At 66.3% G+C, this 23,775-nt stretch carries 21 protein-coding genes and 1 riboswitch; of the genes, 14 read left to right on the top strand and 7 right to left on the bottom strand.

Going from position 1 to position 23,775, the window contains the following annotated elements; all coding sequences use genetic code 11:
• The first annotated feature begins 111 nt into the window (after positions 1-111).
• Genes ACSQ3S_RS09545 through ACSQ3S_RS09520 form a run of 6 tightly spaced genes read left to right on the top strand, consistent with a single transcriptional unit; the run spans position 112 to position 5,534 of the window.
• Positions 112-429 (top strand): DUF4148 domain-containing protein, encoded by a 318-nt coding sequence (locus ACSQ3S_RS09545; RefSeq protein ID WP_436142223.1) that lies wholly within the window; start codon positions 112-114, stop codon positions 427-429.
• 22 nt (positions 430-451) lie between these two features.
• The gene (locus tag ACSQ3S_RS09540; RefSeq protein WP_436142222.1) at positions 452-1,894 is read left to right on the top strand and encodes an efflux transporter outer membrane subunit; all 1,443 of its coding nucleotides are present in this window, start codon (positions 452-454) and stop codon (positions 1,892-1,894) included.
• A 53-nt stretch (positions 1,895-1,947) separates the two neighbouring features.
• Positions 1,948-2,445 carry a MarR family winged helix-turn-helix transcriptional regulator gene (locus ACSQ3S_RS09535; RefSeq protein WP_176655108.1) on the top strand — a complete coding sequence of 166 codons (498 nt, stop codon included), beginning with the start codon at positions 1,948-1,950 and terminating at the stop codon, positions 2,443-2,445.
• Between the two features lie 9 nt (positions 2,446-2,454).
• A complete protein-coding gene (locus ACSQ3S_RS09530) occupies positions 2,455-4,461 on the top strand; it encodes an FUSC family protein (RefSeq protein WP_436142221.1) in 2,007 nt (668 codons plus the stop codon).
• Positions 4,451-4,651, top strand: a complete 201-nt coding sequence (locus tag ACSQ3S_RS09525) for a DUF1656 domain-containing protein (protein WP_176655106.1) — start codon at positions 4,451-4,453, stop codon at positions 4,649-4,651. The genes ACSQ3S_RS09530 and ACSQ3S_RS09525 overlap by 11 nt, the downstream gene beginning before the upstream one ends.
• 22 nt (positions 4,652-4,673) lie before the next feature.
• Positions 4,674-5,534, top strand: a complete 861-nt coding sequence (locus ACSQ3S_RS09520) for an efflux RND transporter periplasmic adaptor subunit (protein WP_176655105.1) — start codon at positions 4,674-4,676, stop codon at positions 5,532-5,534.
• Between the two features lie 33 nt (positions 5,535-5,567).
• Here the strand turns inward: ACSQ3S_RS09520 and ACSQ3S_RS09515 are convergent, their stop codons facing one another.
• From ACSQ3S_RS09515 to ACSQ3S_RS09500, 4 genes are all read right to left on the bottom strand, one after another.
• On the bottom strand, positions 5,568-5,900 hold the full coding sequence (locus ACSQ3S_RS09515) for a hypothetical protein (protein WP_176655104.1): 333 nt from the start codon (positions 5,898-5,900) through the stop codon (positions 5,568-5,570).
• Between the two features lie 9 nt (positions 5,901-5,909).
• Entirely contained in the window at positions 5,910-6,575 is a 666-nt protein-coding gene (locus ACSQ3S_RS09510; RefSeq protein ID WP_176655103.1) for a thiol:disulfide interchange protein DsbA/DsbL, read from the bottom strand.
• 87 nt (positions 6,576-6,662) lie between these two features.
• Entirely contained in the window at positions 6,663-7,550 is an 888-nt protein-coding gene (locus ACSQ3S_RS09505) for a cobalamin-binding protein (RefSeq protein WP_413448369.1), read from the bottom strand.
• Positions 7,550-9,541, bottom strand: coding sequence for a TonB-dependent receptor (locus ACSQ3S_RS09500; protein ID WP_436142220.1), 1,992 nt, complete (start codon positions 9,539-9,541; stop codon positions 7,550-7,552). Before ACSQ3S_RS09500 ends, ACSQ3S_RS09505 begins: the two co-directional genes overlap by 1 nt.
• Before the next feature lie 81 nt (positions 9,542-9,622).
• Positions 9,623-9,791: riboswitch (cobalamin riboswitch) on the bottom strand.
• 112 nt (positions 9,792-9,903) lie between these two features.
• Here ACSQ3S_RS09500 and ACSQ3S_RS09495 point away from each other — a divergent pair.
• Entirely contained in the window at positions 9,904-10,701 is a 798-nt protein-coding gene (locus ACSQ3S_RS09495) for a DODA-type extradiol aromatic ring-opening family dioxygenase (RefSeq protein WP_176655100.1), read from the top strand.
• 98 nt (positions 10,702-10,799) lie between these two features.
• On the opposite strand, the gene ylqF is transcribed toward ACSQ3S_RS09495, so the two are convergent.
• Positions 10,800-11,750, bottom strand: a complete 951-nt coding sequence (gene ylqF, locus ACSQ3S_RS09490) for a ribosome biogenesis GTPase YlqF (protein WP_176655099.1) — start codon at positions 11,748-11,750, stop codon at positions 10,800-10,802.
• 132 nt (positions 11,751-11,882) lie between these two features.
• Here ylqF and ACSQ3S_RS09485 point away from each other — a divergent pair, with 132 nt between their 5' ends.
• Positions 11,883-13,868 (top strand): OPT family oligopeptide transporter, encoded by a 1,986-nt coding sequence (locus ACSQ3S_RS09485; protein ID WP_436142219.1) that lies wholly within the window; start codon positions 11,883-11,885, stop codon positions 13,866-13,868.
• Between the two features lie 54 nt (positions 13,869-13,922).
• Here the strand turns inward: ACSQ3S_RS09485 and ACSQ3S_RS09480 are convergent, their stop codons facing one another.
• Complete coding sequence (locus ACSQ3S_RS09480) at positions 13,923-14,849, bottom strand: histone deacetylase family protein (RefSeq protein WP_176655097.1); 927 nt, start codon at positions 14,847-14,849, stop codon at positions 13,923-13,925.
• Positions 14,850-14,933: 84 nt separating this feature from the next.
• On the opposite strand from ACSQ3S_RS09480, the gene ACSQ3S_RS09475 reads away from it, so the two are divergent.
• From ACSQ3S_RS09475 to ACSQ3S_RS09455, 5 genes are all read left to right on the top strand, one after another.
• Entirely contained in the window at positions 14,934-15,854 is a 921-nt protein-coding gene (locus ACSQ3S_RS09475) for an AAA family ATPase (RefSeq protein ID WP_436142218.1), read from the top strand.
• 6 nt (positions 15,855-15,860) lie between these two features.
• Positions 15,861-16,850 (top strand): DUF58 domain-containing protein, encoded by a 990-nt coding sequence (locus ACSQ3S_RS09470; RefSeq protein ID WP_436142217.1) that lies wholly within the window; start codon positions 15,861-15,863, stop codon positions 16,848-16,850.
• Positions 16,847-18,880 carry a transglutaminaseTgpA domain-containing protein gene (locus ACSQ3S_RS09465; RefSeq protein ID WP_436142216.1) on the top strand — a complete coding sequence of 678 codons (2,034 nt, stop codon included), beginning with the start codon at positions 16,847-16,849 and terminating at the stop codon, positions 18,878-18,880. The genes ACSQ3S_RS09470 and ACSQ3S_RS09465 overlap by 4 nt, the downstream gene beginning before the upstream one ends.
• Positions 18,871-19,998 carry a lytic murein transglycosylase B gene (gene mltB / locus ACSQ3S_RS09460; RefSeq protein WP_413448375.1) on the top strand — a complete coding sequence of 376 codons (1,128 nt, stop codon included), beginning with the start codon at positions 18,871-18,873 and terminating at the stop codon, positions 19,996-19,998. The genes ACSQ3S_RS09465 and mltB overlap by 10 nt, the downstream gene beginning before the upstream one ends.
• 431 nt (positions 19,999-20,429) lie before the next feature.
• On the top strand, positions 20,430-20,768 hold the full coding sequence (locus ACSQ3S_RS09455) for a hypothetical protein (RefSeq protein ID WP_166107892.1): 339 nt from the start codon (positions 20,430-20,432) through the stop codon (positions 20,766-20,768).
• An 84-nt stretch (positions 20,769-20,852) separates the two neighbouring features.
• On the opposite strand, the gene cysM is transcribed toward ACSQ3S_RS09455, so the two are convergent.
• Positions 20,853-21,755 (bottom strand): cysteine synthase CysM, encoded by a 903-nt coding sequence (cysM, locus tag ACSQ3S_RS09450; RefSeq protein WP_176655092.1) that lies wholly within the window; start codon positions 21,753-21,755, stop codon positions 20,853-20,855.
• Between the two features lie 184 nt (positions 21,756-21,939).
• Here cysM and ACSQ3S_RS09445 point away from each other — a divergent pair, with 184 nt between their 5' ends.
• Positions 21,940-23,709 (top strand): FAD-dependent oxidoreductase, encoded by a 1,770-nt coding sequence (locus ACSQ3S_RS09445; RefSeq protein ID WP_436142215.1) that lies wholly within the window; start codon positions 21,940-21,942, stop codon positions 23,707-23,709.
• Positions 23,710-23,775: the final 66 nt, after the last annotated feature.

The raw sequence follows: 23,775 nt of genomic DNA, 5'->3' as shown, positions 1-23,775 counted from the left end.
AGGCTATCGTACCGATAGGAATTTTTTACTTTACAAATGTAATATTCATCTCTATAGTTAATGCATTGAACGAGCAAACGAGCATTAACCACCTCACCCAGGAGAACCGCCATGAGCACCACGACCAAAACCCTGATCAACGCCGCCGCCACCACCGCTTTCGCGATTGCCGCAGCCGCCATCACCGTGACCAACGCTTTCGCGCAGACCACCGCGCCGGCCGCAACCACGACCACCGCCGCCGCCACCAGCGCCGCGCAGACCGCCGTCGCCAACGGCGCGCTGGCCTCCGCCAAGACCCAGCAAGCCACCGGACTGACCCGCGCGCAAGTGCAGGCCGAGTTCCTGGAAGCCCGCAAAAACGGCACGCTGCTGGAAACCGAAGCCGACTTCGACGTCGCCCAGACCAAAAAGCACGTCGCCAAGTAACAGCTAACGGGAAACCACGTCCATGACACCGCGCCACGCCATCCGTCCGCTCGCCCTTGCATCGTGCATGCTGGCGCTGCTGGCCGGCTGCGCCGACATGGGCAAGGTCCGGCCGCAAGCGGTCGCGTTGAAACCTGCCGAGCTCAATTCCGGCAAGGCCATCGCCGCCGCCAGCAAAGACATCGCATGGCCCGAGCAGCAATGGTGGCAGGCGCTGCACGACGAACAGCTGGACAAGCTGGTAAGCGCCGCCTTGGCCGACAACCCGACGCTGCGCGCCACGCAGGCGCGTGTGCGCCAGGCCGAGGCGCTGGCCGGCGTCGCCAGGGCCGGCACGCAACCGCGCGTGGATGCCTCGGCCAGCGCCGACCGCGAACTGTATTCCGCGCACAGCACCGTGCCCGCTCCGCTGGCCGGCAACTACGCGTGGAAGAACACGGCCATGCTGTCCGGTTCCTACGACCTGGATCTGTGGGGCCGCAACCGCGACGCGCTGGCGGCCGCGCTGGACGAAGTGCACATGGCCTCGGCCGAATCGCAGATGGCGCGGCTGACGCTGACCACGGCCATCGTGCGCAGCTACATCCAGCTGTCGCTGGAGTACGCGCTGCAGGACAGCGTGGCCGAAAACCTGGCGCAGCGCCAGCGCATCCTGGACATCACGCGCAAGCGCCGGGCCGCGGGCCTGGCCAGCGAGCTGGATGTGGCCAGCATCGAAACAACGCTGCCGGCGGGACGGCGCGAGCACGAGCAGATCGGCGAGTCGATCGCGCTGCTGCGCAACCAGCTGGCGGCACTGATCGGCAAAGGACCGGGCGACGGCGATGCGATCGCCCGGCCGATGCTGGCTCTTGAGGCAGGCCGCGGACAGGGCGTGCCGGCGTCGCTGCCGGCCGAGCTGGTGGGACGCCGGCCCGACATCGCGGCGCAGCGCTGGCGCATCGAAGCGGCCAACTCGCGCATCGCCGGCGCCAAGGCGGATTTTTACCCGAACATCAACCTGGCCGCCTTCGTCGGTTTCCAGTCGCTGGGGTTCACGCACTTCCTGGACGCTAACTCGGCCATGCGCGGCGTGACGCCGGCCATCAGCCTGCCGATCTTCGACGGCGGACGACTGCGCAGTCAATTGGGTAACCAGACCGCGCTCCATGACGGCGCGGTCGAGCAGTACAACGCCGCAGTGGTGCAGGCGATGTCCGACGTTGCAAACGCAGTCGTCCGGATCGACTCGGTGCGGCAGCAGGACCTGCTGGCGCACCGCGCGCTGGACTCGGCGCGCCGCCAGCAGCAGCTGGCCGAACGGGCCTACAAGGCCGGCATGACCGACGCGCTGAACGTGATCAATGCGCAGATCACGCTATTGAATGAACAACAGCAGATGGCGCAAGTGGCTAGCAAACAACTGGATAACTACGCATTACTGATGGCCGCACTGGGCGGCGGCATAAAACTGGATTTGCCTTGACGATTAGATAGTAGAATCAATCCTTCGAAAAAAATAAGCAGAGGAGCAAGGCAATGAGCAGTTTTGAAGCGACTAAAAAGCGCCTGAAAAACATCCATGCCCGAATGCCAGAGTTCCCGGAGGACTTGATGCGCCTGTTGCGCATGACCTACCACATCCAGAAACGGATGAAGGACTTGAGCAATGCCGCGCTGCGCAAATACGATCTGGTCGACGCCAGCTACATGGTATTGGCCGTGCTGTATGGATCCGATGGCGAAACCTCGACCGCGTCCACGCTGGGTGAAGCGTGCATGGAAAAACCGGCCAACCTGACACGCGTGTGCAACGACCTGGAAACCCAGGGCCTGATCACGCGCGGCAACCGTCCGGGCGACCGTCGCTGCGTGATGATCTCGCTGACGGATGCCGGCCGCGCGCTGGCGGAGAAAGTGCTGCCGGAAGTCTGGGCTGCCACCACGCACGCCTACGACGGCTACACCGACGAAGAAGTTAAAGTACTTGAAGCGCTGCTGAAACGGCAGCTGGACAATCTCGAAGCCCTTACATAACACGACGCCATGAATTCTCCCCCAGCCGCCACCTCCAACCAGGATCACAGCGCGGCCGGGGGAGCCTTGCGCTGGCTGGCGGCGGAAACCGTCGGCTGGTTCGGCACCGAAGGCGAACGCTGGGTGTTCGTCGCCAAGGCCATGCTGGCCTCCTTCTCCGCGCTGTGGCTGGCCTTCCGCCTCGGCCTCGACGCACCCTACACCGCTCTCGCCACCACCGTCATCCTCGCGCTGCCCAGCAGCGGCATGGTGCTGGAAAAGGCTTTCTACCGTTTTCTCGGCACGCTGGTCGGCTGCTCGGCCGCGCTGGCGCTGGTCGCGCTGTTCCCGCAATCGCCGCCGCTGCTGTTCATCGGCGTGGCGGTCTGGATCGCGCTGTGCACCGGTGGCGCCGCCATGCACCGCAACCAGCAGTCGTACAGCTTTGTGCTGGCCGGCTATACCGCCTGCATGATCGCCGTTCCCGCCATCGACGCGCCGGACCACGTGTTCACGCTGGCCATTACGCGCGTGACCGAGGTTGGCCTGGGCATCATCTGCGCAGCGGTGGTGCATGACGTGGTGTTCCCGCGCCGTCACTCGCGCACGGTGATGCGCACCGTCGAAGCGCGCTACGCCAGCTTCACCACTTTCTACACGCAGGTGCTGGAACAGCGCCTGACGCCGGCCGAAGCGGAACTGACCCACCTGAAATTCGCCGCCGACATCGCCGCGCTGGAATCAGGCCGCGCCGCTGCCTTCTTTGAAGCCGACCATCCACGCTCGCACACGCGCCAGCTGCACGCCTTCAACGCGGCGTTCATGACGGCGCTGACCACGCTCTACACGCTGCACCGCCTGCTCCACCGCGCAAGCGGCGTGCCGGCCGGCGTGCCGGTCGAACGCCAGCAACAGATCGACATCGAAACGGCGGCCGAGCTGAGGGAGCGCTTCGCCCGCGACATCGATGCCTTCAACGCGCTGTACCACGGCCTGGCGGCCGAGAAGCGCCAGCAGGTCAGCGATCCCGGCGCCTACACGCCGAAGACGCCGTCGGCCATCGTCGCCGCCAGCGGCTTCCGCGCCGGCGCCACGCTGCTGGTGACAGCAGCCGCCTGGTACTGGCTGGCCTGGCCCTTTGTCGGCAACGCCATCCTGATGGCGACTATCTTCTGCGCACTGGCCTCGTCGTCGCCGCGGCCGACGGCGCTGGTGCGGCAGGTGCTGATCGGCTTCCTGCTGGCCTCGCCGCTGGCTTTCGTCACCGAGTTCTTCCTGGTCGCGCGCGCCAACGACTTCACTACGCTGATCATCGCCGCCCTGCCCTTGTTCGCCTTCGGTGCCTACCTGATCAGCGGACCGCGCTGGGCCGGCGTGGGCATCGGCATCTGCATGTTCTGCGCCACGCTGGTGGTGCCGACGAACCTGATGCGCTACGACGTCGAAAGCTTCATCAGCAGCGAACTGTCGCTGACGATGGGCGTGGCGATGGCCTACCTGATGTTCAAGCTGATCCTGCCCGAGCACACCATGGGCCAGAAGGACCACGTGGCCGCCGCGCTGTGGCGCGAGGCGCTGGGCGCCTGCAACGCCCCGATGTACCGCCTGAAGCGGCGCTTCGACAACCGCGTGCGCGACTTGCTCAGCCAGTTGAACGCAGCCTCCGGCCCGGCGCCAGGCGAGGCGGCGCGGGCCGTGGTGCGCCAGGGCCTGACCCTGCTGGAGCTGGGCCATGCCGTCATCGAACTGCGCCAGCTGATCGGCAGCTCGCGTCCCGGACCGGTGCGCGACGCCTTGCAGGACGTGGTGCGCCAGCTTGCCGCCCACCTGCGGCAGCGCTCCGGCGCCAGCGGCCAGGCCGCGCTGCAAGCCATCCTCGATGCGGGAACCACCGTGCGCGCGGCGCTGCCCGACGCCACGGCCGAGCGGCAACTGCGCCTGCGCACGGCGCTGACCGACCTGCATTCCATCTACACCTCCCTGCTGGACCAAATCGCTGCAGGAGAACCCACAGGAGAAACATCGCATGCCGCGTGAAATCGACTTTTTCGGCGTACTGCTGCCCGGCGTACTGCCGCTGTTCCTGGCCAGCCTGGTGCTGCAGGTGGTGCTGGACAGCGCCTTGAGCCACGTCGGCGCCTACCGCCGCAGCTGGCACCCGGCGCTGGTGCGACTGTGCCTGTTCGTCTGCATCTTCAGCGCCCTGCTGGTCACGCTGTACAAATAATTCACTATCCTGAGGAACCGCCGTGAGTGCATCCAAAATCTTCCGCTTCTTCCTGACCATGCTGCTGCTGGCCGCCGCCCTGTGGATGGGCCGCTCGGCCTGGAACCACTACATGGAATCCGCCTGGACCCGCGACGGCCGCATCAAGGCCGACGTCATCAACATCAGCGCCGACGTCGCCGGTACCGTCACCGAGGTCAAGGTCCACGACAACCAGCTGGTCAAACAGGGCGACGTGCTGTTCGTGGTCGACAAGGCGCGCTACCAGAGCGCGCTGGCGCAGGCCAATGCGCAGCTGGCGTCGCAGCAGGTGGAGAAAGGCCGTCGCAGCAAGGAGGCCAGCCGCCGCGCGGGGCTGGACAACGCCATCGTCTCGGCCGAAAGCCGCGAGACGGCCGAATTCGCGGTCGGCACGGCGTCGGCCCAGTACCAGGCTGCGCTGGCGGCGCGCGGCATGGCGGAGCTGAACCTGGAGCGCACCGTGGTGCGGGCGCCGGTGACCGGCTACGTCACCAACCTGAACGTGCACGTGGGCGATTTCGCCGCCGTCGGCGCGGCCAAGCTGGCGGTGATCGACAGCGCCTCGTACTATGTGGTGGGCTATTTTGAAGAGACCAAGCTGCCGCTGCTGAAGGTGGACGATGCGGTGGAAGTGCACCTGATGAGCGGCGCCGCGCAGCTGCAAGGCCATATCGAGAGCATCGCCCACGGCATCACCGACCGCGACGCCAACACCGGCCGCGAACTGCTGGCCGACGTCAACCCGACCTTCAACTGGGTGCGCCTGGCGCAGCGGGTGCCGGTGCGCATCCACATCGACCGCCAGCCCAAGGGCATGGAACTGGTGGCCGGCACCACCTGCACGGTGGTAATCCACAGCTGAAAAAAAGCCCGCTGTTGCGGGCTTTTTGCATATTTATTTTTCGGGACTGACATGGGTCAGCGCGTACGTCACGTGCTCCCACCAGTGCTCGCGCGAGTGCACGGTGCGCAGGCATTTCTTATCCAGCTCGCCCTTGAACACCGGGTCCGCGCACTGCTTGGTCATCAGCGCGTTGCGCTGGTTCTCGGCGTTGGTCAACGCGATCACCAGCCAGACGATGAAGCCCAGCGCCAGCACGGCCAGGCTCCAGGCCACGTGATTGATATAGGCCCATTCGAACAGGCTCTCGATGACCGGCGAGGACTCCTTGTAAATCTTCATGACCTCGCCTTCGGCCGCCTTGCGTTCCTCGCTGATCTCTTTCATGACTGCTCCTTACTTCTTCCCGGCGCGTTCCTGAGCCGACTTGGCAACCAGGCTATCCATCACCGCGAACATGGCCGCGTGCGCCGCTGGAGCGGACGACAGGCCGTGGCCAGCCACCGCCGGCGAGGTCGTGTAGTGACCGTCGATCACCAGGGCAGGCGCACTGTCGATTTTATACTGGTTTGCGATCTGCACACCGCGTTTCATCTTGGTTTGGACCGCGAACGAGTTGAAAAATTCCAGATACTTGTTCTTGTCGACGCCGTTCTTGACCACGAAGTCCAGGATGGATGCGTCCGTATTCAGGCGGTTATGCTCGACGTGGATCGCGTGGAAGAACTTCTCGTGCAGGCCGTTGCCCAGCGCGTTCATCGCTTCCAGCGTGAAGAAGGCCTTGGCTTGCGCGTCCTCGCCCAGGTGCATGCGGCGGAACACGATCTTGTCGCCCTGCTTCTTGACCCAGTCCGCCAGCGGCGCGTCGAGCGCGTTGCAGTGCGGGCAGTGGTACATGAACACTTCCAGCACTTCGACCTTCTTGCCGGTGTCCGGACGGGCCGGCAGGTCCACCGTGTTGTAATCGAGGCCGTTCTTGAAGTCGGCGGCATGGGCGCCGGCGGCTGCGGCCATAAAGGCGGCGGTGGCTATCAGGGGACGCAGGAAGCTCAGGAAACGCATAACAGTCCTTCAACAGGTTAGGTGGCAAACGCCGGGAGATTACCACCTTTTTTACGCCGCGCATATTAAGAGGGGATTAAGGGGACCTCAAGGCCGCCGGCGGCGCGCCGTCTCCAGTTTTTCGCACAACACGGCGACGCCGTCGGCGATGCGCGGCGTGGCGCGCACCAGCAGTTCGCTGTCGAGCATGAACAGGTTGCCGCGCCGGACCGCCTCCATGCCCTTGTACTGCTGCCAGATATTGATGCCGGATTCGGCGTCATGCTTCTCGCCGCCGACGATCGCTTCCGGATTTGCCTGCAGCACCGCTTCCGTGCTGACCGTCGGCGCCGGCACCTTCAGCGCGGCGAACACGTTCTGGCCGCCGCAGACGCGCATCGCGTCGCTGGCGATGTGATCGCCGTTCAGCGTGAAAATCGGCTTTTCCCAGATTTGATAGAACACCCGCACCGTCGGCCGCCGCGCATAGGTGGACGACAGTCTGGCGATCTTCTGCCGGTAATCCTGCGCGGCGCTCTGCGCCAGCGCCTCGGTGCCCATCAACTGGCCCAGGCGGGTCAGGCTGGTGGCCACTTCGTCCAGCTTGTGCGGATCGCTGTAGAAGATCGGGATGCCCAGGCTTTTGAGCTGCTCCAGCTGGCGCGCGGTGTTCCCGGTCCTCCATACCACCAGCAGGTCCGGCCGCAGCGCCAGCACCCGCTCCATGTCGATCTGCGCATCGCTGCCGACCAGCGGCAGGCGCTTGGCCGCCTCCGGGTAGTCGCTGTAGTTCATCACGCCGGCCACGCGGTCGCCGCCGCCGGCCGCGAACAACAGCTCGGTGATGTGCGGCGCCATCGAGATGATGCGTTGCGCGGGCTTGGCGAGGGTGACGCTGTTGCCGGCGTCGTCCCTCACCGTGACGGCGTGCGCCGCCACCGGCAAGCACGCCAGCGCCAGCAAGGCGGCGGGAACGGAGGTGGTGGCGGCTTTCATCAGAACTCGTAGCGCGCCGAGACTTTCAGCTGGCGGCCGTCCGATGGATAGATTCCGCTCTTGCCCCTGGCATCGCAGGTGAACGCCTGCGAGTAGTAGTGCTTGTCGCTCAGGTTGGTGCCCGCCAGCGCCAGCTCCCATTGGCCGAACCTGCGTGCATAGCGCGCATCGAGCGTGGTGTAGGAAGGGATCTTGCCGGAGCAGGTGTTGTCGAAGTCCGAGCCGTAGCGCTGGCCGTCGACCCACTGTGCGCCGACGTCGGCAGTCTGGCCGCTGGCAGGGGTCCAGCTCAGGCGCGCGGTCAGCGTGTTCTCCGGCACCAGCACCATCTGCTTGCCATTGTTGGCGCCTCCGGTGAACTTGGCGTCCACGTGCTGGTAGTGCGCGTTGACGTTCCAGTCGGCGCCGATGCGCTGCTCGGCATCGACTTCGAAGCCTTCGCGGCGGGTAGGTGCCAGATTGGTGTTGGTGAAGATCGTCGGATCGTAGAAGATCTCGTTGGTCAGGTTGTGGCGGAAGACGCGGGCGGTGACCTTCTGCGCGGCGGTGGCATAGCTCGCGCCCAGTTCCAGGTCGTGCGACTGCTGCGGCTTCAGCGCTTCATTCGGCACCGGCGTCAGCGCGTTTTCATCGGAGTTGGCTACACGGTAGCTCTGGCCGGCCTTGCCGTACACGGTCAGACTGGCGACCGGCAGGTAACTGGCCTGCAGTTCCCACGCGTTCAGGCCTTGCGCCGTTTTGTAGGCGGTGGTGCCGTAGCCCAGCGGATCGCTGAAGTCCTTGTCGAAGATCTCGCGGCGCACGCCGGCCGAGACGCGGCCTTCATGGGCGGTATCGAAGCGCAGTTCGTCGCGCACGTACAGTGCTTTCGAATGCTGGGTGGCGTCGGCGGCAGAGTACGAGGCGGTGGTGGTGCGGTTCCACTCGGTCCAGTCGAAGCCGGCCACCATTTCGTTCAGCATGCCGCCGATGTCGCCCAGGCGGCGCACGCGCGGCGAGAACTGGGTCTGCTTGCTGTCGTAGGTGGTGGTCGATGGCGAGGCGCCGAAGAAGTAGGTCGAATCCACCGTCTTCTTGCGGTACGACAGGTCGGCCGCCAGGTCGTAGGCGCCGATGCGGCGCTGGGCGAAGGCGGTGAAGCGGTCGCTGTCGAGCGAACCGTTGTCATTCGGCGTCAGCGTCTGGCGCGGATTGGCGTTGAACTGCGCTTCCGTCAACGCGCCGGCGAAATGCGTGTCCTGGCGCGCGCCTTCGTAGCGGAAGCCGATGCGGCCGTTGTTGGCGAACCACTGGGCGCCGCCGCTGAAATGGGTCTGCTTGAATTCGTTGTTGTCACGGTAGTTGTCGGTGCGCTGGGTGGCCAGCGTGGCGTCGGCGGCAAAGCCGTCCCACGCCTGCGCGGCGGAGACGCGCACCTCGCCGGCGCGGAACTGGCCGCCTTCGACGAACACGCTGCCGCGGCTGGTGTTCTTGCCCGGACGCCTGGTGACGATGCTGATCACGCCGCCGGTGGCGCCGTCGCCGTACAACACGCTGGCGCCGCCGCGCGTGATTTCAATGCGCTCCACGGTGTCGATCGGGATGGCCGACAGGATGGCGTTGCTCAGTTCATTTTCCGACAGGCGCACACCATCCAGCACGATGACCATGTTCTGGCTGCTATCGGCGCCGAAGCCGCGCAGGTCGAGGCTGAAGTCCGGGCTGCCGTCCAGGCTCTGGCGGCCGTAGACGCCGCCCACCTTGCGGATCGCGGCGTTGACGTCGCTGGCGCCGGAGCGGCGGATATCGTCGGCGCTGATGATGGTGGCGCCGATCGTGGCCAGGGCAGGGTCGGCGTCGAAGCGCGAGCCGGTGACGACGACGGGCGCCAGCACCTGGGATACCTGGGCGCCGGCAACGTCTTGTGCCAGCACGGTGAGGGGGACAGCGGCGCTAAAGCAGAGGGAAACGGCGGCGGCCAGCAGGCGCGGTTGGACAGCGGTGGAATTCATGACAGATCTTTTCAAAAGAGACATCCGCCTGCGTCCCCGCAAGCCGGAAGTGCACGGAAGCCGTGCGCGTCGTGGCGGCGCACGCTTCCCCCATGTCTGGCCGATATCCGGGCTGGCGACCTTGACGTCGCGTTACCGTTGCGGGGGCAGCACACCTTGGCCGGTTCGCTGTGGAGCGGAGGCGGCCTGTGTTTCCCGTTTAACTGCGCATGTGAGCACATGGGCGAGCACCAGAACCCGGGCATTATACGCCCGCGTGCCGGATCATTAACAATTTAGATAGTATCCATCTACATTTCATGGATTGATCGCGGCGGCCGCGATGCTTATAGTGGATGTCAATGTCAAACCGGAGCAATGCCATGAGCACCCTACCAACCTACTTCCTTTCCCACGGCGGCGGCCCCTGGCCGTTCATGATGGACCAGGTCGGCCATCTGTACGGCCGGCTGGACGCATCGCTGCGCGACATCCCGCGCCAGGTCGGCGTCACGCCGAAAGCCGTGCTGGTGATCACGGCGCACTGGGAGGGCCGCGATTTCATGCTGTCGTCCTCGCCCAAGCCGCCGATGATCTACGACTACGGCGGCTTCCCGCCGCACACCTACGAGGTGCAGTACAGCGCGCCCGGCTCGCCGGAGCTGGCGGCGCAGGTGAAGGATTTGCTGGATGCCGGCGGCTTCCCGGCGCAGCTGGACGCGCAGCGCGGCTTCGACCATGGCACCTTCAGCGCGATGTATCCGGTGTATCCGGATGCCGACGTGCCGATCGTGCAGCTGTCGCTGAAGCACGGCCTCGATCCGCTGACGCACCTGCAAGTGGGTCGTTTGCTGGCGCCGCTGCGCAAGGAAGGCGTGCTGATCGTGGGCAGCGGGCTGAGTTACCACAACCTGCGCGCCTTCAACGCGCAGGGCGCGGCGGCCTCGCACGCGTTCGACGGCTGGCTGAGGGCGACGATGGCCTTGCCGCCGAAGGAGCGCAGCGCGCAGCTGCTGGAATGGGAAAAAGCCCCGGCCGCGCGCATGGCGCATCCGCGCGAAGAGCATTTGCTGCCACTGATGGTGGCGCTGGGCGCGGCCGAAGACGAAGCGGCGGCCGTGCCCTACCACGAAGACGCGTTCATGGGATCGCTGGCCGTCTCCAGCTTCCGCTTCGGCTAAACAGATCCGGGGTCAGATCCGACATTTGGACACGAGCTCTGCCGTAATCGCCATTACGGCAGAGCTCGTGTCCAAATGTCGGATCTGACCCCGGATCTTTAAGAGCCGCGCTTGCCGTTGGCGTAGGCTTCGGCCTTGGCGGCGGCGATGGCGGCTTTTTCGGCGGCCTTGACCGCCATCTCGGCTTCGTGGATCTGCAGCCGCTCCTTGCGCGTGGCCGGCGTCTCCAGCGAGATGCGGCCCAGGATGCCGCTGCGGTAGTCGCCCAGGAAGGTGTGCGAGGCCTTCTCGAAATCGAGGTCGCCGCCCTTCTGGCGGAAGCCGCGCTTGGCCGCCACGCCCTCCACCACGGCGATGCCGTCGAAGGTTTCGATCTCCTTGAAGCCGTAGCGCGCCACCAGCAGCTGCGGGTAGTGCTTCAGCAGCTCGTCGGCCAGGAACACCGCCACCTCTTCCTCGATCAGCGCGTTCGAGCCGATCGCATGGCTGGCGGCCAGCATCAGGCCGTCGCTTGGCAGCGCGATCTTCGGCCACAACATGCCCGGCGTGTCGACCAGGATGGTGTTCTTGTCCAGGTACAGCTTCTGCTGCTGCTTGGTCACCGCCGGTTCGTCGCCGACCTTGGCCACGCGCTTTTTCAGCAGCGCGTTCATCAAGGTCGACTTGCCGACGTTGGGTATCCCCATGATCATGATGCGCAGCGGCTTGGTCGGCACGCCGCGGTGCGGCGCCAGCTGTTTGGCCAGCTCGGGCACGCGGGCCACGTCGGCCGGCTTCTTGGTCGTCATCGCGAACGCGGTCACGCCCTCCTGCGCGTTGTAGTACGCCACCCAGGCCGCCGTGGCGGCCGGATCGGCCAGGTCGATCTTGTTGAGGATTTTCAGGCATGGACGCTGGCGGAACTTGCGCAGCTCCTCCACCATCGGATTGGTGCTGGCCTCGGGCAGGCGCGCGTCGACCACCTCGATCACCAGATCGGTGTTCTCCATCTGCTCCGCCGCCTTCTTCTTGGCGGCGTTCATGTGCCCCGGGTACCATTGTATCGACATGCTCTGACCTTCAAAATCGTTCTGACAATCCGCTATTTTACCCGCAGCCCCGTCCGGACTTCGGATATCATGGGTCGCTTTTCGATTTTTCTGATTATATAAACAACCATTTATCAAACCGGAGTGCTGAAGATGAGCATAGCTGCACCGTCCAACCCGAAGGAAATCACTCTTCGCGGCATTATTCTGGGCATTCTGATTACGCTGGTGTTTACGGCGGCTCAGGTCTACCTCGGCCTGAAAGTAGGTTTGACTTTCGCCACCTCGATCCCGGCGGCCGTCATCTCGATGGCGCTGCTCAGCGCCTTCAAGGATGCCACCATCCAGGAAAACAACATCGTCCAGACCATCGCCTCGGCCGCCGGCACGCTGGCGTCGGTGATCTTCGTGCTGCCAGGCCTGCTGATGGTGGGCTGGTGGGCCAAGGTGCCGTTCTGGCCGACCTTCGGCGCCTGCGCCATCGGCGGCGTGCTGGGCGTGATGTACACGATGCCGCTGCGCCGCGCGCTGGTGTCGCAGTCCGACCTGCCCTACCCTGAAGGCGTGGCCGCGGCCGAAGTGCTCAAGGTCGGCATGGCCTCGCGCGCCGGCGCCGCCGAAGGCAAGGCCGGCCTGTGGGCGGTGATCTGGGGCAGCGTGGCCTCGGCCGTCTTCGCCGCCGGCGCCGCCGTCAAGCTGATGGCCGGCGAAGTGTCGATCTACTTCCGCACCGGCGCGGGCGCCACCGGCATCGGCGCATCGAGCTCGCTGGCGCTGATCGGCGCCGGCCATCTGATGGGCATCACCGTCGGCGTCGCGATGCTGGCCGGCCTGGTCATCGCCTGGGGCATCATGGTGCCGCTGATGACGTCCCTGACGCCGGCCGCCGCAGGCGTCGACGCCGCCGGCCACGCCTTGGGCATCTGGTCCAAGGAAGTGCGCATGATGGGCGCCGGCGTGATCGGCATGGCGGCGATCATCACGCTGGCCGGCCTGGCCAAGCCCATCCTCGGCGGCCTGAAGTCGGCGATGGAGTCGTCGCGCAAGGCCAAGGCCAACGGCGGCGTGCTCGATCGCACCGAACAGGATCTGCCGATCTTCGTGGTCGGCCTGGTCACGCTGCTGTCGATGGTGCCGGCCGGCTGGCTGCTGGCGAGCTTCCTGCAAGGCGGCCCGCTGGCCTCGCTGGCCTTCCCGCTGGTGGCCGTCGGCATCGGCTACATCCTGATCGCCGGCATGTTCGCCGCCGCCGTCTGCGGCTACATGGCGGGCCTGATCGGTTCCTCCAATTCGCCGGTGTCCGGCATCGCCATCCTGACCATCCTCGGCGCCGCGCTGAGCGTGGGCATGGTCGGCCGCAGCGTCATGGGCCCGGAAGTGGCGCAGGCGCTGATCGCCTACGCGCTGTTCGTCACCACCGTGGTGCTGGCCGTCGCCGTGATCGGCAACGACAACCTGCAGGACCTGAAGACCGGCCAGCTGGTCGACGCCACGCCATGGAAGCAGCAGGTCGGCCTGCTGATCGGCGTGGTCGCCGGGTCGTGCGTGGTGCCGCCGGTGCTGGAGCTGCTCAATCACGCCAACGGCTTCGTCGGCGCGCCCAACCTCAATTCGATCTCGGACCAGCCGCTGGCCGCGCCGCAGGCGCTGCTGATCTCTACCCTGGCCAAAGGCGTCATCGGCGGCCAGCTGCGCTGGGACCTGCTGGGCTACGGCGCGCTGGTCGGCCTGCTGCTGGTGCTGACCAACTACGGCCTGAAGAAATCCAGCAACGGCAAGTACAGCCTGCCGCCGCTGGGCGTGGGCCTGGCGATCTACCTGCCGAGCGCGGTGATCACACCGGTCTGCATCGGCGCCGTGACCGGCTACCTGTTCGACCGCGCGATGGAGCACAAGGTCGGCGGCGACACCGCCAAGCGCCTGGGCGTGCTGGTGATGTCCGGCTTCATCGTCGGCGAGAGCCTGTTCAACGTCGCGCTGGCCGGGCTGATCGTGGTGTCGGGCAAGGGCGAGCCGCTGGCCATCGCCAACTCGCTGAGCGAGGCGCACACGATGATCATCGCGCTGGTCGTCGGCGTCGCCGTGGTCTGGGGCCTGTACCGCTGGTCGGCCAACAACGGCCGCGCCGTCAACGCCTGATCCGCATCCGCCAAGCACAGAAGCCGCCCGTTCCGCCGGGCGGCTTTTTTTACGTCAGAGTTCCGCCAGCGCCTTCAGGTGCGCGACCACGCTGCGGCCCAGGGCCGACAGGTTGTAGCCGCCTTCGAGGCAGCTGACGATGCGGCCCTTGGCGTACAGGCGCGCCACCTCCATCACCTGCTCGGTCATCCACGCGTAGTCGGCCTCCACCAGGCCCATGCCGCCGATGTCGTCCTCGCGGTGGGCGTCGAAGCCGGCCGAGATGAAGATCATCTCCGGCTTGAAGGCATGCAGCGCCGGCAGCCACTGCTCGGTGACGACGCGGCGCACCACGTCGCCCTTGCTGTGCGCCGGCACCGGCACGTTGACCAGGCGCTCGGTGATCGGCTCCGGCTCGCAGTAGGGATAGAACGGGTGCTGGTAGAAGCTGACCATCAGCGCGCGCGGCTCGGCGATCAGCGCTTCCTCGGTGCCGTTGCCGTGATGGACGTCGAAGTCGACCACGGCCACCCGCGCCAGCCCGCGCGCGTCGAGCGCGTGCTTGGCGGCGACGGCCACGTTGTTGAACAGGCAAAAGCCCATCGGCTCGACCGGCCGCGCGTGGTGGCCGGGCGGGCGCACCGAGCAGAAGGCGTTCTGGATCTCGCCGTCGATGACGGCGTCGGTCGCGGCCACGGCGGCACCGGCGGCGCGCTGCGCGGCCAGCCAGCTGTAGGCGTTGAGCGAGGTGTCGCCATCGATCGGATAGGTGTCGCCCGGCGCCGGCACGTTGTCGCGCACGATGGCGATGGCGTTCTGGCTATGGTTGCGCTCGAGGTCCTCGATCCGCACCAGCGGCGCCTCGCGGTGCTCGAGCAGGTCGCTGATGTGCGATCCGATCAGCTGGTCGGCAATCGCCTGCAGGCGCGCCGGCGATTCGGGGTGCCAGTCGCCCATGTCGTGGCGGGCGCAATCGGGATGGCTGTAGATGGCTGTGGTCATGGTATTTTGTACTGCGGATCAATCTGTATCCTCTGCGCAGTTTCTCGCATAGAATCCGGTAAGCGCTAATCTACCACACATACCATGTACACAAAATTGCACGCCGTCGCCAGGCAGGTTGGCCACATCATCGTCGGCAAGGACCTGCAGATCCGCCAGGCGCTCACTTGCCTGCTGGCCGGCGGCCACCTGCTGGTGGAGGACGTGCCGGGCGTGGGCAAGACCACGCTGGCCCACGCGCTGTCGCTGTCGCTGGGGCTGCGCTTCAACCGCGTGCAGTTCACCAGCGACCTGCTGCCGGCCGACGTCAACGGCATCTCCATCTACGAGCGCGAAAAGAACGGCTTCGTGTTCCATCCGGGCCCGATCTTCACCCAGGTGCTGCTGGCCGATGAAATCAACCGCGCCACGCCGAAGACCCAATCCGGCCTGCTGGAGGCGATGGAGGAGCGCCAGGTCAGCGCCGACGGCGTCACGCGCGCGCTGCCGGAGCCGTTCTTCGTCATCGCCACGCAAAACCCGACCCACCAGATCGGCACCTTTCCGCTGCCGGAATCGCAGCTGGACCGCTTCCTGATGTGCCTTTCACTGGGCTACCCGGACGCCGCCGCCGAGCGCGCGCTGCTGATGGGCGAGGACCGCCGCGTGCTGCTCAAGTCGCTGAAGCCGGCGATGACGCCGGCCGAGCTGGCCGCCGCCCAGCAGGAGCTGCGCCGCATCCACGCGTCGCCGGCGCTGATCGACTACGTGCAGGCGCTGGCCGCCGCGTCGCGCCAGAACGGCCTGTTCGCCGAGGGCATGAGCCCGCGCGCGGCCATCGCGCTGCTGCAGGCGGCGCGCGCCTGGGCCGCGCTGGAGGGCCGCGACCACGTGCTGCCGGAGGACGTGCAGGCGGTGCTGGTGCCGGTGTGCGCCCACCGTTTGCGGCCGCTGAAGTCGGCCCACGGCGTGGCGCTGGCCAGCCGCGACCTGGTGCTGCAGCTGCAAAAATCGGTGTCCGTCTAGGCAGCCATGGCCGCGCCGCTGCAAAGTCTCTACCGCAAGGCCCGCGACAAGTGGCTGTTCCAGCTGCGGGACAGCGAGCCGGGCGTGGTGACGCTGACGATGCGCCGCGTCTTCATCGTGCCGACCCGCCCCGGCCTGGCCTTCTGCGGCCTGCTGCTGGTGATGCTGATCGGCGCGCTCAACTACAACCTCGGCCTCGGCTTCGCGCTGACCTTCTTTGCCGGCGCCTGCGCGGTGGCCGACATGGTCCTGACCGCGAAGAACCTGGCCATGCTGCAGCTGGCGCCGGGCCGCGCGCAGCCGGTGTTCGCCGGCGAGGAGGCGCAGTTCGAACTGCACCTGAACAACCGCGGCAAGCGCGATCGCTACGCCGTCTGGCTGGGCTTCCAGGCCGACGGCGAGCCGCGCCAGGCGACCGACGTGCTCGCCGGCGGCAGCAGCGCGGTGCGGCTGTCGGCCGCCAGCGCGGAGCGCGGCTGGCTGGCGGCGCCGCGCGTGCGCCTGGTCACCCGCTTTCCGCTGGGCCTGTTCCGCGCGTGGAGCTACTGGCGGCCCGACCTGAAGGTGCTGGTGTATCCGGCGCCGGAGACGCCGGCGCAGCCGCTGCCGTCGAGCGGCGCGGCCAGCGCGGACGGCCACGGCACCGTGGGCCTGGATAACTTCGCCGGCATCCGCAGCTACCAGCCGGGCGATCCGATGCGGCACCTGGCCTGGCGCCAGATCGCGCGCCACGATCCGGCGCTGGGCGGGCAGCTGGTGACCAAGCATTTCGACGGCGGCGCGGTGGCCGAGCTGTGCCTCGATTTCGCCGAGCTGCCGCTGCAGATGGAGCTGGAACAAAAGCTGTCGCGCATGACGCGCTGGGTGCTGGAGGCCGAGCAGCGCGCCCTGCCCTACACCTTCCGCCTGGCGCAGCACGAATACGGCCCGGCGCTGGGCGACGCCCACCAGGCGGCCTGCCTGCGCGCGCTGGCGCTGTTCGGGCACGCCTCATGATGTCCTGGTTGCGCCATCTGCCGCGCGACAAGTCCGACACGCTGTTGCTGCTGGCGGCCGCGCTGATGGTGCTGGCGCCGCACTTCGAGCACCTGCCGGCGTGGATCACCGCCACCGTCTGCGGCACGCTGCTGTGGCGCGCCGCGCTGACCTGGCGCGGCAAGCGCATGCCGCCCTTGTGGCTGCTGCTGCCGGTGTCGATGGCGGCCATGGCCGGCGTCTGGCGCAGCTACCACACGCTGCTGGGGCGCGACGCCGGCGTGGCCATGCTGGCGCTGCTGCTGGCGTTCAAGCTGCTGGAGATGCGCGCCAAACGCGACCTGTTCGTGGTGGTGTTCCTCAGCTTCTTCGTCCTGCTGACCAACTTCTTCTATTCGCAGACGATGCTGACCGCGCTGTGCATGGGCGCCACGCTGATCGTGCTGCTGACGGCGCAGATGTCGTTCCAGTACACCGGCGCCGTGCCGCCGCTGGCCGCGCGCCTGCGCATGGCGGCCCGGATCGCCGTGCTGGCCGCGCCGCTGGCGGTGCTGATGTTCTTCGGCTTCCCGCGCATCCAGGGCCCGCTGTGGGGCCTGCCGGGCGACGCCCACACCGGCCACACCGGCATCTCCGACAGCATGGCGCCGGGCACGCTGTCGTCGCTGGCGCAATCGGAGGCGGTGGCCTTCCGCGCGCGCTTCCTCGACGACCTGCCGCCGCCCAAGCATTTGCTGTACTGGCGCAGCATCGTGCTGGGCGACTACGACGGCCGCACCTGGACCCGCGTGCCGCGCCGGCGCGGCCAGCCGCGGCAGGAGATCGCCATCGCCATGCGCGGCAAGCCGCTGCGGCTGCAGGTCACGCTGGAGCCGGGCAACACGCGCTGGCTGGCGGCGCTGGAGCTCAGCGGCCCGGAACTGAAGCTGGCCGGCTACCGCGTGCGCGATTCCGACGAGCTGGAATTCTTCACCACCGATCCGCTCACCCAGCGCGTACGCTACGAGACCACCGCCTGGACCGATTTCACCATCCAGGCCGACGACGACCCGCGGCGCATGGCGCGCTGGACCGAACTGCCGGCCGGCTTCAATCCGCGCACCTTGGCGCTGGCGCGCCAGCTGCGTCATGCCGATCCGGCGTCCGGCACGCCCCTGCCGCCGCTGCCGGCCGCCGACTCGGCCGCCCTCGCGCAGCAGCTGCTGCAGCGCTTCCACGACGGCGGCTACAGCTACACGCTGCAGCCGCCGCTGCTGGGCCGCGACGCCGTCGACGAGTTCCTGTTCAACAGCAAGGCCGGCTTCTGCGAGCACTACGCCGGCGCCTTCGTGGTGCTGATGCGCGCCATGGGCATCCCGGCGCGGGTGGTGACCGGCTACCAGGGCGGCGAACTGAATCCCGTCGACGGCTACGTCACCGTGCGCCAGTCCGACGCCCACGCCTGGGCCGAGTACTGGAGTCCCGGCCGGGGCTGGCGCCGCGTCGACCCGACGGGCGCCGTCGCCCCCGAGCGCATCGCCCAAAACCTGGCGCGCGCGCTGCCGCAGACGTCCGCCTTCGGCCTCGGCCCCTTGATCGACTTGCAAAACGATCCCGATTCGTGGCTGGCGCAACTCAGATTTAACTATGCCTCGTTGAATAATTCTTGGAATCAATGGGTCCTGGATTACAATCCAGATAGGCAGCGAAGTTTCCTTGAAGAACTAGGCGCGGCCTTCGCCAACTGGCGCAGCGCACTGGGCGCGGCGCTGGTGTGCGCCCTGCTGTACGGGCTGCGCTGGCGGCGGCAGCGGCGCCCGGCCGATCCGCTCGACGGGTTGTACGACGCCTTTTGCCGGCAGCAGGCGCGCCACGGTTATGCGCGCCGCGCGGACGAAGGGCCGCACGCTTACGCGGCGCGGCTGCGCGCGATGCCGGCCAGCGGGGAGAAACACGCGGCCATGGAACAATTTTTATCCCTGTACGGTACGCTGAAGTACAGCGCGGCAGGGGCCGAACCACGATCATCGTCGCTAACGACGCTGAAAACACTGCTACCTCTATGCCGATGAAGACTCTGATTACCGCCCTGCTGCTGGGCGCCGCCACCCTGGGCCAGGCCGCCGCCGTCGATCCCTACGGCTACAAGCTGCCGCCGAGCATGCAGCCGAAGAAGAAGCCGGCCGTGGTCAAGAAGAAGGGCCCGCCGCCGATCGACTACGTCGGCGAGTTCGTCAACTTCGGCGAGTGGAAGGACGTGCGCGCCTTCCTCGACGACGTGGCCGGCCGCGACGGCTTCGACCGCGCCGCGCTGAACACGCTGATGGGCCAGGTGCGCTACGTCGATTCGGCGGTGCAGCTGGTCAAACCGGCGCCGCCGGGCAAGCCGAAGAACTGGCAAGCCTACAGCCGGCTGATCATCGATCCGGCGCGCATCGACGGCGGCGTCAAGTTCTGGAACGACAACCGCGAGGCGCTGGAGCGGGCCGAGTCGCTGTACGGCATCCCGGCGGAAATCCTGGTCGGCATCATCGGCGTGGAAACCGTGTACGGCCGCAACACGGGCCGCTTCCGCGTCGTCGACGCGCTGACCACGCTGGCGTTCTCCTATCCGGAAGCGCCGCAGCGCAGCGAGCGCATGGCCTTCTTCCGCAGCGAGCTGGAAGCGACCCTGCTGTTCGCGCGCCAGAACGGCATCGATCCGCTGTCGCTGCGCGGCTCGTTTGCCGGCGCCATCGGCATGCCGCAGTTCATGCCCAGCAGCGTGATGAAGTATGCGGTGGACTTCGACGGCAGCGGCCAGGTCGACCTGCTCGGCTCGAGCACCGACGCCATCGGCAGCGTGGCGGCCTTCCTGGCCGGCCACGGCTGGGAGCGCGACAAGGGCGGGCCGCTGGTGTACTCGGCCAGCGTGTCGCCGAACCGCGCCTGGGAACGCATGATCAACCAGGGCCTGAGCGCCAAATACCCGGCGCAGGAGCTGGCGGCGGCCGGCGTGACCACCGCCATCCCGGTGCCGGAGCAGCAGACCTACGGCCTGGTGGACTTGCAAAACGGCGCCGAGCCGACGGAATACTGGCTGGCCAACAACAATTTCTTTGCGATCACTCAATACAACCGCAGCTATTTCTACGCGATGTCGGTGGTGGAGCTGGGCCGCGCGGTGCGGCTGGCCCGGGGCGGATTGTAAGGAAGCGTAAAGTGCCTTGTTGCGCGGCTTTGCTGCTTGTATTGTTTAGTTGACACTCGGAAATTATTTGTCCACACTTGTGATAATTGCCGGCAAAAGTCAGCGCGCTTACAACAAAATTATCTTATAATTAACTTTATCAGTTAATCAAAAGTGTGCACTCTCAGCATATCATATGAGTGGGTGTATAATTCTCACACAATGTTGCAACCGGACAACAATACCCTATGGGCAATCAGGTTTTTTTATTGCTTATGAGTATTAGATGGCGTGTTGTTGTAGAATTGTGTATATATTATGAAACTTGTTATCCCGGAATCCGTGTCCGTGTTTGAATTCGTTCCTTGGTAAGGATGAACATTAACGCAGCAAAGCGAGCTCCGAGTGTTGTACTTTGCAGGACAACTTTATCAGAAGGAAAAGACGAAATCATGACAAACCAAGTCGGCATAGATATGAACAACGATGCGGATGGCGATGATCTGCTGCAATACAATCCCAACCGCCTGCTCGATACCCTGATCGAGAACCTGCGCCTGAAAAACGACGCGGCCCTGTCGCGCGCGTTGGAAGTGGCGCCGCCGGTGATCAGCAAGATCCGCCACCACCGCCTGCCGGTCGGCGCCTCGCTGCTGATCCGCATGCACGAGGTGAGCGATCTGAGCATCCGCGACCTGCGTTACTTGATGGGCGACCGCCGCAACAAGTTCCGCATCAGCGACAAGCAGTTCAAGCCTAAAGAAGGCGAACCAGGCGGCGGCCAAGGCTGATCGAGCCGTTGTCCTGCTTGCACTCCCTCCCCCTTGCTCGGGGGGCGAGGGAAGTAATGCCTTACGCCACGCCTTAGCCGCGCCTTAAGCCGGAAATACCCCGGTCGACAGGTAGCGGTCGCCGCGGTCGCAGACGATGAACACGATGGTCGCGTTCTCCACCGTCTGCGAAATGCGCAGCGCAATCTCACAGGCGCCCGCCGCCGAAATCCCGCAGAAGATGCCTTCCTCGGCCGCCAGCCGGCGCGCCATGCGTTCGGCCGCCGCCTGCGACACCGATTCCACCTGGTCCACCCGCGAACGCTCGTAGATTTTCGGCAAATAGGCTTCCGGCCATTTGCGGATGCCGGGGATCGACGAGCCCTCCTCCGGCTCGGCGCCGATCACCTGCACCGCCGGGTTCTGCTCCTTCAGGTAGCGCGACACGCCCATGATGGTGCCGGTGGTGCCCATGGCGCTGACGAAGTGGGTGACGCGGCCTTCGGTGTCGCGCCAGATTTCCGGGCCGGTGCCCTCGTAGTGGGCGCGGGCGTTGTCGAAGTTGCCGAACTGGTCGAGGATGCGGCCCTTGCCGTCCTTCTGCAGCTGCTCGGCCATGTCGCGCGCGTACTCCATGCCGCCGGTCTTGGGCGTCAACATGATCTGCGCGCCGTAGGCGGCCATGCTCTGGCGCCGCTCGATGCTCAGGTTCTCCGGCATCAGCAGCAGCATCTTGTAGCCGCGCAATGCGGCCGCCATCGCCAGCGCGATGCCGGTGTTGCCGCTGGTGGCCTCGATCAGCGTATCGCCGGGCTTGATGTCGCCGCGCTCTTCCGCGCGCTTGAGCATCGACATGGCGGCGCGGTCCTTGACCGAGCCGGCCGGATTATTGCCTTCGAGCTTGCCGAGAATGATATTGTTGCGGGCCAGCGCATCGGCGCCGGGCAACCGGGTCAGCTGCACCAGCGGTGTGTTGCCGATCGTGTCTTCCAGAGTCTTGTAAGCCATCGTGTTCTATCTTCAGTGAATTGCGCCAAAACAGGCATTTTAATCCGAGTTGGACTTGCGCGTATTGCAAGCCCTGGCGCGGCTCCTCCGTATGGGGGAAACGGGGTGGAAGTTTTGGACTGCGAGGGCCGCATACGATAGACTTGCACCATCTCTGCAACCCCTTTCATTTTCCGGAATCGTCATGGCCACCACCTCCACGGAACTGCTCCCCGAAGAAACACCGGACGAGCCCACGCCGCGTCCCCTGATCGACGTGGAGCAACGCCGCCACCAGATTTTCCCCACGCTGAGCGCGGTCGACGTCAAGCACATGATGCGCTTCGGCCATGTGCGCCACTTCAGCGATGGCGACATGATTTTCGAAGCGGGCAAGACCAGCTTCGGCCTGATGCTGGTGCTCAAGGGCGGCATCGTCGTCAGCCGCTACGACGGACTGGGCAACACCTCCTACATCACCACCCACACGCGCGGCCAGTTCAGCGGCGAAGTGGCGCAGCTGTCGGGCCGCCCTTCGCTGGGCAACGGCGTGGCCGAGGGCGACGTCGAGGTGCTGGTGGTGCCGTCCGAATCGCTGCGCGCGCTGCTGGTGGCGCACGCCGACCTGGGCGAGCGCATCGTGCGCGCGCTGATCCTGCGCCGCGTCGGCCTGATCGAACAGAATTCCGGCGGCCCGGTGATCGTCGGCCCGCGCGGCCACGGCCGCATCCACACGCTGCAAAGCTTCCTGGCCGCCAACGGTCATCCGCACGTGGTGCTCGATCCCGAGCTCGACCAGCAGGCCGCGCAGCTGATGGCGCACTACCAGCCCAAGCCGGAAGAGCTGCCGCTGGTGGTCTGCCCGGACGGCATCGTCAAGAAAAACCCGACCGTGGTCGACATCGGCCGCTGCCTCGGCATGCTGCCCGACATCGACAGCGAAAAGATCTGGGACGTGATCGTCGTCGGCGCCGGCCCGGCCGGCCTGGCGACGGCCGTGTACGCCGCATCCGAAGGCTTGTCGGTGCTGGCGCTGGAAACGCGTGCCTACGGCGGCCAGGCGGCCGCCAGCGCGCGCATCGAGAACTACCTGGGCTTCCCCACCGGCGTCTCCGGACGCGCGCTGGCCGGCCGCGCCTACGTGCAGGCGCAGAAATTCGGCGTCGAGGTGGCGATCCCGGCACCGGCCGGCCGCCTGGTCTGCGACACCTATCCGCTGCAAGTGGAAATGTGCGGCAGCCTGCAGCGGCTGAAGGCCAAGACCGTGGTGCTGTCGTGCGGCGCCCGCTATCGCCGGCCGTCGCTGGCCAACCTCAAGCAGTTCGAGGGCAAGGGCGTGTACTACTGGGCCTCGCCGATCGAGGCGCAGCTGTGCAAGACCGAGGAAATCGTGCTGGTCGGCGGCGGCAACTCGGCCGGCCAGGCCGCGGTGTTCCTGTCGGGCCACGCGTCCAAGGTGCACATGCTGATCCGCAAGGACAGCCTGGCTTCCACCATGTCCAGCTACCTGATCGAACGCATCCAGGCGACGCCGAATATCGAGCTGCACACGCACTCGGAAATCGTCGCGCTTGAAGGCGACGAGGACGGCCTGAAGCAGGTGCGCATCCGCAATTCGCAGAGCGAGCAGGAATGCGACTACGATGTCTGCCGCGTGTTCCTGTTCATCGGCGCCGATCCCAACACGGCGTGGCTCAGCGATTGCGGCGTGGACGTCGACAGCCACGGCTTCATCCGCACCGGCTTCGACGTGACCAAGGCGCAGTGCAAGGCCAACTTCGCGCACGGCGTGTATCCGAAGGAATTGCCGTCGCGGGCGGCGCTGGAGACCAGCGTGCCGGGCGTGTTCGCCATCGGCGACGTGCGCGCCACGTCCACCAAGCGGGTGGCGGCGGCGGTCGGCGAAGGCGCGGCGGTGGTGTCGCAGATCCACCAGTTCCTGGCGAACTTGCCTGCGGATAAGGTCTACAGCTAGGATAGGCATGCCCGATTCCCCTCCATGAGGGGGATCGTTCTCTTTTGGCGTTCTCTTTTTGTCTCT

The sequence above is a fragment of the Duganella sp. LjRoot269 genome, assembly GCF_964254095.1.
Taxonomy (GTDB): domain Bacteria; phylum Pseudomonadota; class Gammaproteobacteria; order Burkholderiales; family Burkholderiaceae_D; genus Rugamonas; species Rugamonas hordei.
This window is presented reverse-complemented; position numbering and strand designations above follow the sequence as displayed.

Excerpts from the sequence above, each read along its gene's own strand:
- ACSQ3S_RS09515 (WP_176655104.1), bottom strand. The coding sequence starts at position 5,900 with ATGAAAGAGATCAGCGAGGAACGCAAGGCGGCCGAAGGCGAGGTCATG.
- mltB (WP_413448375.1), top strand. The coding sequence starts at position 18,871 with ATGCCGATGAAGACTCTGATTACCGCCCTGCTGCTGGGCGCCGCCACC.
- ACSQ3S_RS09475 (WP_436142218.1), top strand. The coding sequence starts at position 14,934 with ATGTACACAAAATTGCACGCCGTCGCCAGGCAGGTTGGCCACATCATC.
- ACSQ3S_RS09455 (WP_166107892.1), top strand. The coding sequence starts at position 20,430 with ATGACAAACCAAGTCGGCATAGATATGAACAACGATGCGGATGGCGAT.
- ACSQ3S_RS09530 (WP_436142221.1), top strand. The coding sequence starts at position 2,455 with ATGAATTCTCCCCCAGCCGCCACCTCCAACCAGGATCACAGCGCGGCC.
- ACSQ3S_RS09480 (WP_176655097.1), bottom strand. The coding sequence starts at position 14,849 with ATGACCACAGCCATCTACAGCCATCCCGATTGCGCCCGCCACGACATG.
- ACSQ3S_RS09495 (WP_176655100.1), top strand. The coding sequence starts at position 9,904 with ATGAGCACCCTACCAACCTACTTCCTTTCCCACGGCGGCGGCCCCTGG.
- ACSQ3S_RS09445 (WP_436142215.1), top strand. The coding sequence starts at position 21,940 with ATGGCCACCACCTCCACGGAACTGCTCCCCGAAGAAACACCGGACGAG.
- ylqF (WP_176655099.1), bottom strand. The coding sequence starts at position 11,750 with ATGTCGATACAATGGTACCCGGGGCACATGAACGCCGCCAAGAAGAAG.
- ACSQ3S_RS09545 (WP_436142223.1), top strand. The coding sequence starts at position 112 with ATGAGCACCACGACCAAAACCCTGATCAACGCCGCCGCCACCACCGCT.
- ACSQ3S_RS09510 (WP_176655103.1), bottom strand. The coding sequence starts at position 6,575 with ATGCGTTTCCTGAGCTTCCTGCGTCCCCTGATAGCCACCGCCGCCTTT.
- ACSQ3S_RS09535 (WP_176655108.1), top strand. The coding sequence starts at position 1,948 with ATGAGCAGTTTTGAAGCGACTAAAAAGCGCCTGAAAAACATCCATGCC.
- ACSQ3S_RS09470 (WP_436142217.1), top strand. The coding sequence starts at position 15,861 with ATGGCCGCGCCGCTGCAAAGTCTCTACCGCAAGGCCCGCGACAAGTGG.
- ACSQ3S_RS09500 (WP_436142220.1), bottom strand. The coding sequence starts at position 9,541 with ATGAATTCCACCGCTGTCCAACCGCGCCTGCTGGCCGCCGCCGTTTCC.
- ACSQ3S_RS09540 (WP_436142222.1), top strand. The coding sequence starts at position 452 with ATGACACCGCGCCACGCCATCCGTCCGCTCGCCCTTGCATCGTGCATG.
- ACSQ3S_RS09465 (WP_436142216.1), top strand. The coding sequence starts at position 16,847 with ATGATGTCCTGGTTGCGCCATCTGCCGCGCGACAAGTCCGACACGCTG.
- cysM (WP_176655092.1), bottom strand. The coding sequence starts at position 21,755 with ATGGCTTACAAGACTCTGGAAGACACGATCGGCAACACACCGCTGGTG.
- ACSQ3S_RS09525 (WP_176655106.1), top strand. The coding sequence starts at position 4,451 with ATGCCGCGTGAAATCGACTTTTTCGGCGTACTGCTGCCCGGCGTACTG.
- ACSQ3S_RS09485 (WP_436142219.1), top strand. The coding sequence starts at position 11,883 with ATGAGCATAGCTGCACCGTCCAACCCGAAGGAAATCACTCTTCGCGGC.
- ACSQ3S_RS09505 (WP_413448369.1), bottom strand. The coding sequence starts at position 7,550 with ATGAAAGCCGCCACCACCTCCGTTCCCGCCGCCTTGCTGGCGCTGGCG.